The following is a 14,391-nucleotide window of genomic DNA, read 5'->3' as shown; positions in this document are numbered from 1 at the left end:
TCGTAAGATTTTAATGACTAAATTTGGGCATTTTTCGGTAAATTTTAGTTTATTTCCCTATCCCCCTATCCCCCTATCCCCCTATCTCCAATAATCGTTAACTTACTAAAGTTTGAAACAGCCCTGCTTTCTTAAGGGGGGTTAGGGGGGATCTTTGTACATAAAACTACTCAGCCATGATTCATAAGCTGATAGCTGAGTGCCAAGCGTGCTGAATGCTTCCTTTAATTGGCTTGCGCACTCTCGGTTGGCTTTTCAGTTTCCTGGCTGGAGGTTGGTTCTCCTACAATAGTTCCACCAACAATCTTGTTGCAAGTGCCTTCAGGAACGTAGATCCACTCATTAGGATCGCTATCTACCTTAGCCATCCCGCCGCAACTATGGCCGTTGGCTGCACAATCGTTCTTACCCGCCTTAACGATACCAGCACATTTTTCCATTCCTTCCTTACCGGCCAAGGCGTTTTCAGATGCTACACCTAAACCTAGAGCCAAGACACTAGTCAAGGCAGCGCCTACCATTACAGTTTTTTTGATATCTTTCATCACAGAATTCTCCCGAATATCAGAACTGACTCCTAAGTCCGTAGACAGAATTAAACTAAAACAGTATTGGTTTAATTCCAATCTATGTAATTATTATTTAAAGTATTTAACCTATCTTAACCGAGTCTTTGAAAAGTATGAGATAACCCTGAGAAAGTTATTAAAATAGGATAGGACATTTGAAAACCTTTGGAAACAAAGGACTTAAGCTATCAGCTATCAGTCATCAGCCATCAGCTTTTTGTTTTGACACTCCCCGTCCTATAAGAACGGGGATTCTTTAATCAACGAGCCAGCTTGCTCCCCCAGACCGGAATCAGGAAGAGTAGAGGCCGATTCTCCTAAAGCGTTTCGGGAGACCCGTTCGCGTAGCGTGGCCTACGGCCTCCGCTGCGCGAACGGATCGATGATCCAGGTTCCGGTGTGCCCCACCGTACCCAAGGCTCTGTTCAAAATGTTAATTGCGGCATTGTGATCGCGATCTAATTGACAACCACATTTACAGGCGTGAGTCCTAGTCGATAGGGACTTTTTCACAACTTCGCCGCATTCAGAACAGTTTTGGCTCGTATAGGCAGGATTAACTGCGACAGTGACCCTACCCAACTTTTGACCAAAATGCTCTAACCATTTTCTGAATTGATACCAACCAGCATCATTAATAGACTTAGCCAGACAATGATTTTTGACCAGATTCTTAACTCTCAAATCTTGCCTTACGGCACGCTGCGCGAACGTAGGCAACCAGGTCGTTAGACCGGATTACGCAGCGCGCCAGTCTCTTGGCGTGCTCTTCACGCTGCCTGCTTATTTTGAGGTGCTGTCTGCCTAATTTATTAATAGCTTTCTTACGGTTAGCTGAGCCTTTCTTTTTTCTGGAAACTCGGCGTTGATAGAACTTTAGCCGCTTCTCCCCTGTCCGATAAAATCTTGGATTAGGTTCAGTTTTGCCTCTAGAATCGGTATAGAAATCCTTTAAGCCTACATCTAGGCCAACAGTTGCATCAGCAGCCTTTAATTGCTCATTTACATCGACTGAGACGCAAAACTGGACATAGTAGCCGTCAGCCGTTTTGACAATCCGAACTCGTTTGATTTGCTTTTTGTCAAATCGCCACAAGTCCCATGTACCTTTGAGCTTAAGTTTCCCAATTCCCTTCTTGTCAGTAAATATGATCGATTTTTTGTCAGGGGACAACTTCCAACCTGACTGCTTATATTCGACCGACCTGCAATGCTTTTGAAATTTTGGAAACCCCTTTTTGCCAGGTACTTTATTTTTGCAGTTATCAAAGAAGCGAGCAATTGATGACCATGCTCTTTCAGCCGCAGCTTGTCGAGCAGTTGAGTTCAATTCGTTGGCAAAAGGAAAGTTTTTGGCTAGGGTTTTACTGTACTTACTTAAGTCGTATTTCCCAATTCCCTTGTTATCGATCCACAATCTGATGCAGCTATTCCGAATGAACTTCACAGTTCGGATAGCCTCATCTATGGATTGATACTGTTTCTTTTTTCCGTATGTCTTGAACTCAAGTACGATCATCAGAACTCGACCTATTTTGTATATTAATACACTAACACAAATAGTATAAAACAACAAAAAATAGTGTTACACTTTTTGAAGTAGTACACATAAAAGCCGTCCTAGAAGGACGGGGCTTTAAACCCAATCTTTTTGGTAAATCTATCACTCCCGGAAGTGTGGGGAGGTTGGGGAGGTTGGGGAGATGGGGAGATGGGGAGATGGGGAGATGGGGGAGATTTTTATTAAGGGTAACTATCATAACATGATATTAGCCTTCTATTGTGCTAAGTGTTTTTGCCAAAGTGAGATCCACCCACTAATGCTTTTGTAGTTACCAATAGCTTTATCATTGTCAATCACCCTTTCAAGAAGAAACCATTTTTTGAGGTTCAACCGTAATAATAGTTTCCTAGTAAGCGTGAGGTACATCTGAAGTTTCTGCCCTGCTCCGAGATCCGCTGCTCCCTGCTCCCTACTCCCTGCTCCCTACTCCCTGCTCCCTACTCCCTAAAACCCAGAAAATTGTACCTCACCAACTTGAATAAGGTAAGATGTGGCAACCAGTAAAACAACAACTATGGGAATGGCGCGGTGTTCTAATTACTACACCGGTGGTGGCTGGAATTGCGATCGCATTCAGGCTACTCGGCTGGTTACAGCCTTACGAACTAGCGGCTCTCGACCAATACTTTTGTTGGCGTCCGAAGGAACCTACGGATGAACGGATTGTGATTGTGGCTATGACTGAGGCAGATTTAAAGCGTGCTCAACGGTGGCCAATCACTGATCGGATGCTTGCCCAACTTTTAGACAAAATCAAAGCTCAAAATCCTGCAGCCATTGGTCTTGACCTGTATCGGGATTTTCCAGTTGAGCCCGGTCATGGTGAGTTACTCAAGGTGTTTGAAACCACACCCAACTTAGTTGGTATCGAATACATCGATCAAGACAACCCTGACAATGCGGTGCCTCCTCCACCGATTCTCAGTGAACGTGGTCTCGTAGGTGCCAATAATGTCGTAAACGATATGGATGGTATCCTGCGGCGCAGCTTACTTACTTTGAAGGTAAATGATCACTTAAAGCCCTCCTTTAGTATGCTCCTAGCGGGGATTTATCTAGAGTCAAAAAACATTTTTCCTGAACCATTACAGCAAGATCCCAGAATTTTCCAGTGGGGCAAGGCCATGTTTCGCCCTTTGGCCAGCAATGACGGCGGTTATGTGGGAATCGATGATGGCGGTTACCAGATTTTCTTGAACTATCGCGGACCAGCGGGAACCTTCCGCACCGTAACCATGACCGACGTTTTGGAAGATAACATTCCAGATGACTTGATCAATGATTCCATCGTTTTAATTGGTGCAACTGCGGTCAGTTTAAATGACTTTTTCTACACCTCCTACAGTAATGACACTACCATCCGGGAGTTAACGGCTGGGGTGGAAGTTCAAGCTAACATGGTCAGCCAAATTATTAGTGCTGTGGAAGATGGTCGTCCCTTGCTCAAAACCTGGTCGGAGCCTGTGGAAATCCTGTGGATTGTAGTCTGGTCTTTCGTTGGTGCGACTCTAACTTGGAAATGGCGCTATCTTGGCGGTCTCGGAGGGCTGTCCTTGAGGAGAACTGCGATTACCGTGGTGGCCACAGGGGCATTATTTGGAAGTACCTATGGAGCGTTTTTGGGGGGTTGGTGGCTCCCGGTGATACCGCCATTGTTAGCCTTAAGTGGGTCTGCAATTGCCATCACAGCTTACATTGCTAGCACTGCTAAAGAGATTCGTCACACTTTTGGACGTTACCTAACTGACCAAGTGGTGGAGGATTTGCTGGAGAACCCAGACAAACAAAAACTCGGGGGTGAAAACCGGAAAATCACCATCTTGACCTCTGATTTAAGAGGCTTCACTGGGATCTCAGAACGGTTACATCCCCAAGAGGTAGTCAAAATCCTCAACATCTATTTGGGTCACATGGCGGATGTGATTACTGCTTATCAAGGAACTATCGACGAGTTCATCGGGGATGGGATTTTAGTGCTTTTTGGTGCTCTCACCCTCCAAGAGGATGATGCCCACAGAGCAGTGGCTTGTGCCCTAGCGATGCAATTAGCCATGACTAGTGTCAATGAAGAAATCGAGCAGTTGGGCTATCCAAAACTGGAAATGGGCATCGGTATCAATACCGGTGTGGTTGTGCTTGGGAATATTGGTTCCGAAAAACGCACCAAATATAGTGTGATTGGCAGCGCCGTTAACCTGGCTTACCGGATCGAATCTTATACAACTGGCGGTCAAGTCATGATTTCTTCTTCCACTTTGGAAGAAACTGGCGAATTCTTAAGAATTGACGGTCAAATACAGGTAAAACCCAAGGGAATTAAACAGCCAATTACTATCTATGAAGTGGGTGGAATTGGGCATCATTATAACCTATTTTTACCCAAACAGCAAGAAACGTTTTTCGAAGTTAACCAAAAAACCAAGCTACAATTTAATTATGCTTTTATAGATGGAAAGCATATCAGCAAGTCGGTCTACACTGGGCGTTTAGTCGAGATTTCCAGTAAGGGAGCTAAGCTTCGTGCTAACAGCAGCGAAATCTCTGCTATCCCTGAGCCACTGAGTAATCTTAAGCTCAACTTACTCGATCCAGATAATGTGAACCAACCCAGTGAGGACATCTACGCCAAGGTTTTATAAAAAACAGCAGAACCGGGAAGTTTTTACATCCGGTTAACTGCTGTCCCTCCGGAGATATCAGCAAAACTAGAATCTCTATACCAGTCAGTAATCAGGAATTGATTCTAAGTTCTGTGAAGTCTAATTTAGTCACCGTTGAGTTGGGTCAAGGGTTTCGGGTATAAAAAGTTACCTGGTTCCAGGCAATTTGGTCTAATTTCAAGTCTAGTTAATCGCTGCTAGAAAAACCCTGTGTTGGTTGCGGGATAATCTTTTGATCGTTTCCCTGCCACAGGAAAACTAGTCAGCGGGATTTGAGATTAGAAATCCATGGCACCAAAAAATTATATCTCTGAAACAATTAAGCTTAAACTCAGGCTTTACTAAGGATTAATGCTAATTCTTGTAATTGTCTATTCTAGTTTAATAATTCAATAAACTTATGAAAACTACCGCTAACATTATTAATTTATTGGGACGTACAACATGGGCACGTACAACCTCACTACTGATTGTACTGCTGTTTTGCACACTCACCCCTCAAGCTAGCTATTCTCAAAGGTTGCAATCTGTCAACGGTCAGGTTGTAGATTCTAATCATAACTCATCGGAAACCCAAAATAGTTCCCAAAATAGTTCAGCCAAAGGCTCACGCTTACGATTTATGCCACCAACCGATAGCGCTCCTCGCAAGAGTAATGGGTCTGGTTCACGAAGCCCGTATGAGGAGTTACCACGTGAATTGGTGACGCTGTTAATTCCCTCAAGGGAAGTAGCTGCACAGACTATATCTGCTCATCCTAGATTTTTCTGGTATTTGTCCGAGCCTGTAGACGTACCACTAGTATTTACGTTGGTGGACACAGTAGGACACCAGACAATATTTGAGAAAAGGATTGACTCAGGTCAGGTAGGGATTATCTCCGTAGAACTTCCGGAAAACAGTCCAGAACTGATGGCAAACCCACCAGGACTGGAGGAAGAAGACAGGAAGATATATATGTGGTCTGTTACCCTAGAATGCGATCGCGAAAACCCGCCTAAGACTTCCTATTATAGGAGCTGGATTGAGCGGGTATCACAATCCCCAGAATTAGAGCAAAAGCTAGCAGCAGTTGGTGCAAATACCAACAGCTCCACCTCTGAGTTACTGCATCAACAAGCAATCATCTATGCCGAAGCAGGGGCTTGGTTTGATGCCCTTGATGCCCTTTACCAGGCTCAAGCTGCTAATCCCAATGACTCCTCGATTCGAGCAGATTTTATCGCTTTGCTGGAACAAGTGGGATTGGGTAGTGTGGCACAGTAGTGGGTCATACCGAGTTGTATTCAAAGATAGTAGATTGGTTGGATAGGGAGATGGGGAGATAGGGAGATGGGGAGATAGGGAGATGGGGAAATTGGGGGAAGAGAAAGTTGTATGTTTGACCGCAACTTGGTATCAGTGGATCACTGCTGACTTCTGACTTCTGACTTCTGACTTCTGACGCTAAGGGTAGCGCTATATCACTCCAAGAAAGTCGCGCAATTCCTCAACCAACCATCTTTTCTCAACTTTGGTAAGTTTGGAACCAAATTTGTGTTGTTGGGCTCCTTCCCCAATAGCACAGGTAATAGTTTTTTGACCTAGGAAATTAACACTACTATCCACTTCAACAAATTTAAGATCTACTGTACGTCCTGTAATCTGTCCCAAGCTTAAACCAAATAACTGCCATTCTATCTTGAAGGTATATCGGTTAATTTCCAAATATATCTCACCAGCAATATCAAATAATAGTCCCAATAAAACTAGCACAATAATCCAGAATTCCAGGAAAAATACAGTCGAAAAAAAAGTTACTATTGTCACCATTTTCCAGACAAGAATAAATTTAAGTACAGATAAGATCAAGATAGCCAAAAGCAAGTTATTACCGTTTAATCCACAGGGCGGAATTTCTGCTACCAAACGCTGGTAATTTTTTGTAAAAATGATGCGACTACCAGCAGGTTGTTGCCGCTGTGGTATTATAGAACCAGACAAAGAACTGGAAATTGACTTTTTTTGCCGTAAGGCATCTATCGCTTCCTCCACAGACTGGAATCGATCTTCTACAGCTGGTTCTAGCATCTTCTCTAACCAGTCAGCAAAATGCTGTGATATCTGCACTGAACCACGAAAATCAATCTTTAGTCGCTGCTGAGGTAGATCGGCAGGAGAGCGATGGGTTAACAAAAACAATAGTGTTGCCCCTAGACTATATAAATCAGAAGCACAAAATGCTTGTCCTTGAAACTGTTCTGGTGGCATATAGCCAAAAGTGCCAACAAATGTTTCCCCGTAGCTTAACGTATTACGATAGACATCTTTGACAGCACCGAAATCCACCAAAAATACTATACCTTTGGAATTTATAATCAGGTTTTGTGGTTTAATATCTCGGTGAATCACAGCTCGATTCAGTTGATGGAGGTACTCAAGAATGTCCAAAATCTGGAAAGCAATTTCCTTGATTTCCCCCTGACTAGGGTACCAACCCTTTTTGACTAACTCACTGAACGACTGACCCCCAACCAATTCTTGAATTAAGTAAAAACGGCGGTCATCAGCAGTGTCGATGTAAAAGTAGTCTAAGTATTTGGGGATAGCATGATGGTTGAGCTTGGCAAGGATTTTAGCTTCTCTTTCAAAAAGTTCTAACCCTTTCCAGTTTTCTAGTCCGCGCAGGGAGATGGCTTTGAGGGCTACTCGTTTGTAGTTAGTTAAATCTTCAGCTTCGTAGGTTGTTCCAAAGCCACCCTGACCTAAGGGTGCAACAATGCGATAGCGGTCACCAATAATTGTGCTTGGCTGATGTAGTAATATCATTGGCTGTCTCCTAAAAACTTGATTTCTGTCAGGATTCAGCTATCAAGTGATCCCCCTAAATCCCCCTTAATAAGGGGGACTTTGAGGTTGAAAAGCGTACCTCATAAATGCTATAAACGCTATAAATTCGCAGCTTCTTAAATAAAGAGATTAATACCAATTTACTAATTTTGGCTCAGCTCTGTTGCTCTCATTATTAATAGCGGTTTGGGCAGCTTTTCAAGTAGCGTGTTAGCTGATTGACCGTAGGTCACGCTACGCGATGAAGCGTTCGCGTAGCGTGGCCAAAGGCCTCAGCTTCCGCTAAAAGCGATCGCTGTTCGCGCAGCGTGCGCCTAGCGCATAGATTGATCGCTGATTACTGTAGTGATAATTTCGGCGTTGCTGATTGGAATAAGTTCCTAAGCCTAAGCAATCGTTCCTAACAATTGGCGTAGCCATGGCACCGCCTTTATCCAAACAATGTGGATGTGACGCAATTGCTATTTATCCCTAGAAGTAACGACTGTTGGCTACTAGGAAATAATTAGCGATCGCGTAGCGTGGCCTACGGCCAATCGCTAAGATAAAGCTTAAGACCAGATCAGGACTTACCTATTTACTTACCTATTTACTTATTATTTTTAGGATCATTACTTTGGCTCCAAGGTAAAAGTGGCATCAGAAAACTCCAACCAATCACCTTTGCGCCTTTGCTAAACCTAAAAACACTCCTTTACGTGGATAGAAGTGTTTTTACTTAGCCTGCCCAGCTTGGAGATATCAATATTTTGACTATAGCTATAGCTTTTTAATTTGTCAACCGTACTATTCCAGATATCAGCTTAAAATCCATTCATCTATATATAGCTTAGCGTGCTGAGTATGGGATGTTGTTGGTTTTTTTGTTTTGCGTCCGCTATATATAGCAAAAGGAACAGGGAACAGCGGATCTGGAAACTTCACCTTGAAAGCCCCATCTCCCCATCTCCCCATCTCCCCATCTCCCCATCTCCCCACACCTCCCACACTTCCCACACTCCCCCCTCTTAATTATCTCCCCCTACTTGATTCTTATCGATCGACCGTTTCTGATTATATTCCTGAATCAATTCCGAAAGATTAGCATTTTTTTGCTTCAGAAGCTGCAGGTAATCTTCTTCCATAGCATTAGTAAGTTCAAGATTTCTCATATCTATCGCTAAATTAATCTTAAACTCAGAAAATTTATTATGAAACGCTGCTGCATTATCATAGCTTTCCGAAGGGTTAGTTGTGGCACTTATGGTGCCGAATAATGTTCCTAATAGACTAATTAAAAATATAAAAAACTTGACGATATTTTCAGCTTGATCATCAGAAACAAATTCTTGAATAAACGTGACAAACAAGTCATTACCTGCCGTAATACCTGCGATAGTTGCTAAAAAAATAGGGATAGTATATTGCAGAACAAAGAAAACGTACAAAAGAAAGTTTGAAAAAGAAATTTGAAAGTCACATCGTCTTTGGATATCCAAGAAAATCTTGTAGTAGTTAGACGAGAAGCTATACTTTTTTTCTTTAGGTTTTTGTACCCACACGGTTTTCAATTTTTGTCTAAACCTGACCCTAAAAAACCCAAGCATAAAACGTTTCTGGCCATGATCTAATATCAAGTCCGGTTGACTAATCATGATATCCCTTCTGGCCTACAATCCAGAGACTACTTGGGAGGTGATTAACCGGACTTGATATAACTACTTACATTTACTTGGAGTTTAGACAGTAACCGGACACTTACCGTGAAAATTGATCAAAGTGACAGAAGAGGGATATAACCTTTTGCATACTTATGAGGTACACAGGATTTTTTCCCTGTTCACTGTTCCCTATTCTCTCTTCACTGTTCCCTGTTCCCTGTTCCCTGTTCCCTAAAATCCCAAAATTATGTACTTCACCCAATTGACACTAGATTCAAACCAATTCACCCATCACCGCTCTGCGCAAAATCTCTGTCACTTCTGTTGCTATTCTGGCATCAAGTTCCACCGCTTCACGATTGAAATCTCTTGGCTCAAGCACTTTTGCTCCCCGTAGCGCCATACTGAAGGTAATCAATTTAGCTGGCTTGAGGGCATCGTCAAGACTAGGCTTAACTAATTTAACTAGGGCGACATAAACCGCTTCGGTTCTGTTCCTAATACTGGTAACTCCGTTGCCGAGTTTTGAGATAATCACTGTTGAGTCAATCACATTCAACAAACCCAACTCTTTAATAGCTAAATCAACTAACCGAGCTGGATCGTTCGCCATTGCTCTGATGATACTTTCGAGACTATCCCACTTAACTCCTGGTAGCTGGCATGCTTCCGGTATGTAATTATGCCAACCCACCATTGAGATCATCCGATTTAAATCATAAGCGGATATAGTATTACTTTCCCATTGAGGGGGTTCAGGGTCAGCAGTTAGAATTATCCTTTTGGTTGTGCTACCAAACAACTGGGGGTACTCGATAAAGGGTTTTTCCCCATATCGGCCACGGAAAATCAGGCTATCATTACCTGTAATCTGTTTCAGCCAATTTTCTAAGTCCATTTGGGGAGCAAAGCGCTTTAACATTGCTCCTAAGCAATTAGAACTTGCTGTATTGTAGTCATAACTGATCACATCTGTGATTAAATCACAGACAGGAATATCCCTTTGATTTCCAGCTTGGTCTCTACCTCGAATTGTACATTTATCGAGGTCGTCATTAGGAGATTTGCTATTAAGGCGAGATACTAGATTAATAATGGGGATAATCTTACTACCACTCCATAATTCGTCATTACTTAGGGCATTTCGTCCCAACCATTTTACCTTGAACTCTTGGTCTACAAAACTACCAACACAGACACAAGCTTCTTTGATGTCTTGATGGATAAACTCCAAACCTTGCTGATCAATATCTGGAAGTTGCCCCAGGATTGGATAAGGACTGAAAGTCTTATCCGCTTTAATTACAGACACTAGATGTTTACCATCCGGTTTCTGGGTCAGGCGGGAGGGATAATCTTTAATTTGCTGTTTGTATGGTGAAGTCTTAATACCGAGATATAATAGTTTGGGATTATCTTTAGAACCTTGAACAGCAGCTTGTAGGTATTTTTCGTAAACGTTATTTTTGCTATAGTTATCTACAGTGATCAAGACTTCAGTCTCGCCAATGTCCAAATTCCACAGCACTGAATCCTCAGTGCTTTTTATCAGTTGCTGATCACAAAATACTTTGAAAAAAATGTCTGGTCGTTGGTCAGCAAACAGTTCTTGAAAATAGGATTCATCGAATTCCATACCAAAGCTGCCATGGTCATCAGTGATGGCCCTACCCACCAAGTTGTTGAAAATAAGGTCTTTATCCCATGCTTCAACCCTTAGTCCTGAAACGACGCCACTGGTTTTTGGATCGATTACCCGACCTAATATCCGAAATATTGCCATACTAAATTCTACGATAAAAGTCAATAACTGTAGCTGATAACGTAAGCATTCAGCTATCAGCTATCAGCTCTCAGCTCTCAGCTCTCAGCTCTCAGCTTTGAGCTTTGAGCTTTTAAATAAAACAAGTAAGCTTCGTTTAATCTTTGTTACGTCAGCTGAATGCTGACGGCTGACGGCTGTTCGCGTAGCGTGAGCTAAAAGCTCACGGCTGACGGCTGACGGCTGTTCGCGTAGCGTGAGCTAAAAGCTCACGGCTGAATGCTTACCCGATAACTAATGGAGTAACCAAAGGAACAGCCCCTATTTGTTTTAACCTACGGATTGATGATTTGTCTAGATATAATAATACTTAAGTTTACTTAAAAATTCCAATACTTGATTTTAAGTATTGGAATTTTAAAATAAAAAGTAATACTATGTTAATTAAATAATCGTTAATATTGATGAATACAACTGTAGCAGTTGTATTTGCCCCTAAATTTGCGATTACTGCTCTTTTTATTAACGGAATTAGATCAACATGATATAATTTGCTTCTAACCTGTGGTGTGGAAGCGGGTTAGCTTAAGTCTGTTGACTCAATATCATACATACAAGGAATCTATGCCCCCAGCTGTTTCCCTCCAGAACATCTACAAAATCTACGATAAGGTCCCTGTAGTCAATGACCTCTCCTTTACCATTGAATCAGGAGAGATATTTGGTTTGCTTGGTCCGAATGGTGCTGGGAAATCCACTACAATTCGGATGGTAACTACGTTAACTGAACCGACCAAGGGGCAAATTAAGGTAGCGGGTTACGACGTTGTAGAAGAAAAAGATCAGGTCAAGGAAAATATTGGTGTGGTCTTGCAGCAAACTAGCGTGGATATTGACCTGACTGTCTGGGAAAACATGGAACTCCACGGACGGCTGCATCACATTGCCAATCCTGGGCGTCAGCGGCTGATTAATCAGTGGTTAGAGTATGTAGAGCTAATAGACCGACGGGATAGTTTAGTGAAAACTCTGTCTGGGGGAATGAAGCGTCGGTTGCAAATTGCTAGAGCGCTGTTACATCAACCGAAGATTCTATTTTTGGATGAGCCTACAGTGGGATTAGACCCCCAAACCCGCCGTCGCCTGTGGGAAATTATTCGGGATTTGAATCGCCAAGGTATGACGATATTGCTAACTACCCACTATATGGAAGAAGTGGAGTTTTTGTGCGATGGCTATGGCGCTGGCAAGCCAGGACGGATCGGGATCATGGATTCTGGTAGACTAATCGAATTAGGTACACTTGAACAGTTGCGCCACCAACATGGGGAAGGATTGCTGATCAAACAACTCTCAGAACGCTTTGAGTACAAATTTTTCCCGACTCTGGAACAAGCGAGTGGCTATCTCGAAAGTTTACCGGATAAAACTGGTGTGATGGTTCGTCCCTCCAACCTGGAAGATATTTTTGTTGAATTGACAGGACGTCAATTGGATTAGAAGCGAATTAAAACAATGCCTCGTCTAGCTACCCAAATTGAAGCGATTCTATACTTGAAGGGACAGCCCGTCTCCATAGAGGAAATCTCAGAGTATGCCCAATGCGATCGCGAAAAAGTTGCGGATGGCCTGATTGAACTGATGGCAGACTATGCCCACCGGGACAGTGCTTTAGAAGTTGTGGAAACTCCTGCTGGGTATAGCTTACAGTTACGAGCCACTTTTAGTGAATTACTGCAAAACTTAATTCCCGCTGAATTGGGCACAGGTGCTTTGAGGACTTTAGCTGCGATCGCTCTTAAAGGTCCGATTACTCAAGCTGACCTAGTCAACCTTCGTGGGAGTGGAGCGTATCAACATATCCAGGAACTGGTCGAGCTCGATTTTGTCCAGAAACGTAGACAAACTGAGGGGCGCTCGTACTGGTTACAAGTTACTGAAAAATTTCATCAACACTTTGAAGTTGAGCAGCTACTGCCACCCCAATAGAAGCTATGCCAAGGGTTACAGAAACTTCAAGATTTCTTTAAGTAAGCTTTTTTTCTCAGAATTTCTACCGAAAAAACTTAGATTTATCCCCGAAAGCGGATTCAGCTTATCTCACAATCGTTTAGAGTATAGAAAAGTCGAGATGAAGCAGGTCAAACCTAAAATTTCTAATGGTATTCAACCCCGATTTTCTAAGTTCCCCAGGAGCAGAGCCTCAAGCGAACCAACTGCTGCAATACCTCCAGAATCAACCTTCTGATGTTTTAGCAAGGATTGCTAAGTCTGCTAGCCCTGAAATCCAACAAATCATCTCTCAGAACGTTCAGGGGCTAGTAGGGATGCTGCCATCAGAAAACTTTAATGTTCAAATCACCACTGATCGGGAAAATTTAGCTGGATTGTTGGCTTCAGCCATGATGACTGGTTATTTTCTCCGTCAGATGGAACAGCGTATGGTTCTTGAGGACAACTTAAGCAACTCCACTCCCTTACCTACTCACAAGCGGCCAAGTGAAAAGCGTAGCGACTCCCCAAACCCAACTGAGTCATAGATGTCCTCTGGTTTAATACCTACTTTGATACCTACTAAGTTAGGTAGACACCAGTGAATTCCACTATGTTCAGAATGATTAACTTGGGAAAAAGAGTAAATGGAATAGGTTAAAGGGATGATACTATAACAATCTATTGTCCCTTTTTCCTTTTTAGGCGCAGGTCGAGATGGATCGGATGGGAGGATGGGCGGATAAAGGGGGATACTCGTGCATCCATTATTCTGCCCTGATCCGAAGTTCTCTTGTCCTAAATTACCGACAACTGCAGCGAAGTTTGTTACCGATTACCCATTATCGTAACCCAAACAAAATCTTCGACGCGGACTGGATGCACAGAAGGTCAACGACCCAGCCAAATCTTAATCTGTTGACACTCCCCATAGCTAGAAGCTAGGGGATTCTCGGTTCAGCGACTCGTCTTGCCCTTCCAGGCCGGAACCAAAAAGAGTAGAGGACAAATCTCCCCGAGCGTTGAGTAGAGTTCCCGTGTGCCCCAAGGTACTTAAGGCTCTAGTTAGTATATTTTTTGCGGCGTTGTGATCGCGATCTAGCCGACACCCACACTTGCAGACATGAGTTCTAGTCGATAAAGACTTCTTGACTACTTCGCCACAATTAGAGCAATTCTGGCTGGTATAAGCAGGGTTGACTGCAACAGTTACCCGACCAAACTTTTGACCAAAATATTCCAGCCACTATTAAACTAAGCCGGTGAGTCGCCTCACCGACTCGTCTTCAGAACCGGACGTGACATTTTCACATCATCCGGCTCCTCATCAAACGGAACCACTGACATTGGTACCTCTAGAACGGATTTTCATCT

Annotated in this window: 12 protein-coding genes and 2 pseudogenes; 6 read left to right on the top strand and 8 right to left on the bottom strand. The window is 43.0% G+C overall.

Annotated elements, in window-relative coordinates; genetic code table 11:
- Window positions 1–224: 224 nt before the first annotated feature.
- Window positions 225–626 carry a DUF2282 domain-containing protein gene (locus F6K51_RS32190; RefSeq protein ID WP_293028472.1) on the bottom strand — a complete coding sequence of 134 codons (402 nt, stop codon included), beginning with the start codon at window positions 624–626 and terminating at the stop codon, window positions 225–227.
- 180 nt (window positions 627–806) lie between these two features.
- Window positions 807–2,088, bottom strand: a pseudogene (locus tag F6K51_RS32185) (transposase).
- A 184-nt stretch (window positions 2,089–2,272) separates the two neighbouring features.
- Between F6K51_RS32185 and F6K51_RS32180 the strand changes: the two are divergent.
- The 3 genes from F6K51_RS32180 to F6K51_RS32170 all read left to right on the top strand — a co-directional run bounded on the left by F6K51_RS32180 (window position 2,273) and on the right by F6K51_RS32170 (window position 6,060).
- Window positions 2,273–2,401: a hypothetical protein gene (locus tag F6K51_RS32180; RefSeq protein WP_293028470.1), complete on the top strand. Its 129-nt coding sequence runs from the start codon at window positions 2,273–2,275 to the stop codon at window positions 2,399–2,401.
- A 220-nt stretch (window positions 2,402–2,621) separates the two neighbouring features.
- On the top strand, window positions 2,622–4,772 hold the full coding sequence (locus F6K51_RS32175) for an adenylate/guanylate cyclase domain-containing protein (RefSeq protein ID WP_293100998.1): 2,151 nt from the start codon (window positions 2,622–2,624) through the stop codon (window positions 4,770–4,772).
- A 421-nt stretch (window positions 4,773–5,193) separates the two neighbouring features.
- Complete coding sequence (locus tag F6K51_RS32170; protein WP_293028468.1) at window positions 5,194–6,060, top strand: DUF928 domain-containing protein; 867 nt, start codon at window positions 5,194–5,196, stop codon at window positions 6,058–6,060.
- 192 nt (window positions 6,061–6,252) lie between these two features.
- Here F6K51_RS32170 and F6K51_RS32165 read toward each other — a convergent pair whose 3' ends face one another.
- The 5 genes from F6K51_RS32165 to F6K51_RS32145 form a co-directional block, all read right to left on the bottom strand.
- Window positions 6,253–7,602 carry a serine/threonine-protein kinase gene (locus tag F6K51_RS32165; protein WP_293028466.1) on the bottom strand — a complete coding sequence of 450 codons (1,350 nt, stop codon included), beginning with the start codon at window positions 7,600–7,602 and terminating at the stop codon, window positions 6,253–6,255.
- 303 nt (window positions 7,603–7,905) lie between these two features.
- Window positions 7,906–8,043 (bottom strand): hypothetical protein, encoded by a 138-nt coding sequence (locus F6K51_RS32160; RefSeq protein ID WP_293028464.1) that lies wholly within the window; start codon window positions 8,041–8,043, stop codon window positions 7,906–7,908.
- A gap of 378 nt (window positions 8,044–8,421) precedes the next feature.
- Window positions 8,422–8,619 (bottom strand): hypothetical protein, encoded by a 198-nt coding sequence (locus F6K51_RS32155; RefSeq protein WP_293028462.1) that lies wholly within the window; start codon window positions 8,617–8,619, stop codon window positions 8,422–8,424.
- Window positions 8,620–8,630: 11 nt separating this feature from the next.
- Complete coding sequence (locus F6K51_RS32150) at window positions 8,631–9,164, bottom strand: hypothetical protein (protein WP_293028459.1); 534 nt, start codon at window positions 9,162–9,164, stop codon at window positions 8,631–8,633.
- Window positions 9,165–9,537: 373 nt separating this feature from the next.
- Window positions 9,538–11,046, bottom strand: a complete 1,509-nt coding sequence (locus tag F6K51_RS32145; RefSeq protein WP_293028455.1) for a peptidoglycan-binding protein — start codon at window positions 11,044–11,046, stop codon at window positions 9,538–9,540.
- A gap of 603 nt (window positions 11,047–11,649) precedes the next feature.
- On the opposite strand from F6K51_RS32145, the gene F6K51_RS32140 reads away from it, so the two are divergent.
- From F6K51_RS32140 to F6K51_RS32130, 3 genes are all read left to right on the top strand, one after another.
- On the top strand, window positions 11,650–12,525 hold the full coding sequence (locus F6K51_RS32140; protein ID WP_293028453.1) for an ABC transporter ATP-binding protein: 876 nt from the start codon (window positions 11,650–11,652) through the stop codon (window positions 12,523–12,525).
- Between the two features lie 15 nt (window positions 12,526–12,540).
- Window positions 12,541–13,014, top strand: a complete 474-nt coding sequence (gene scpB, locus F6K51_RS32135; protein ID WP_071104321.1) for an SMC-Scp complex subunit ScpB — start codon at window positions 12,541–12,543, stop codon at window positions 13,012–13,014.
- A gap of 170 nt (window positions 13,015–13,184) precedes the next feature.
- Complete coding sequence (locus F6K51_RS32130; protein WP_293028451.1) at window positions 13,185–13,565, top strand: DUF760 domain-containing protein; 381 nt, start codon at window positions 13,185–13,187, stop codon at window positions 13,563–13,565.
- 386 nt (window positions 13,566–13,951) lie between these two features.
- Here the strand turns inward: F6K51_RS32130 and F6K51_RS32125 are convergent.
- A pseudogene (locus F6K51_RS32125) lies at window positions 13,952–14,263 on the bottom strand (transposase); the annotation flags it as partial.
- Window positions 14,264–14,391 lie beyond the last annotated feature (128 nt).

This window comes from Moorena sp. SIO3I8, assembly GCF_010692325.1.
Lineage (GTDB): Bacteria > Cyanobacteriota > Cyanobacteriia > Cyanobacteriales > Coleofasciculaceae > Moorena.
This window is presented reverse-complemented; position numbering and strand designations above follow the sequence as displayed.

Excerpts from the sequence above, each read along its gene's own strand:
- F6K51_RS32140 (WP_293028453.1), top strand. The coding sequence starts at position 11,650 with ATGCCCCCAGCTGTTTCCCTCCAGAACATCTACAAAATCTACGATAAG.
- F6K51_RS32175 (WP_293100998.1), top strand. The coding sequence starts at position 2,622 with ATGTGGCAACCAGTAAAACAACAACTATGGGAATGGCGCGGTGTTCTA.
- F6K51_RS32180 (WP_293028470.1), top strand. The coding sequence starts at position 2,273 with ATGGGGAGATGGGGAGATGGGGAGATGGGGGAGATTTTTATTAAGGGT.
- F6K51_RS32145 (WP_293028455.1), bottom strand. The coding sequence starts at position 11,046 with ATGGCAATATTTCGGATATTAGGTCGGGTAATCGATCCAAAAACCAGT.
- F6K51_RS32165 (WP_293028466.1), bottom strand. The coding sequence starts at position 7,602 with ATGATATTACTACATCAGCCAAGCACAATTATTGGTGACCGCTATCGC.
- F6K51_RS32160 (WP_293028464.1), bottom strand. The coding sequence starts at position 8,043 with ATGGCTACGCCAATTGTTAGGAACGATTGCTTAGGCTTAGGAACTTAT.
- scpB (WP_071104321.1), top strand. The coding sequence starts at position 12,541 with ATGCCTCGTCTAGCTACCCAAATTGAAGCGATTCTATACTTGAAGGGA.
- F6K51_RS32170 (WP_293028468.1), top strand. The coding sequence starts at position 5,194 with ATGAAAACTACCGCTAACATTATTAATTTATTGGGACGTACAACATGG.
- F6K51_RS32130 (WP_293028451.1), top strand. The coding sequence starts at position 13,185 with ATGGTATTCAACCCCGATTTTCTAAGTTCCCCAGGAGCAGAGCCTCAA.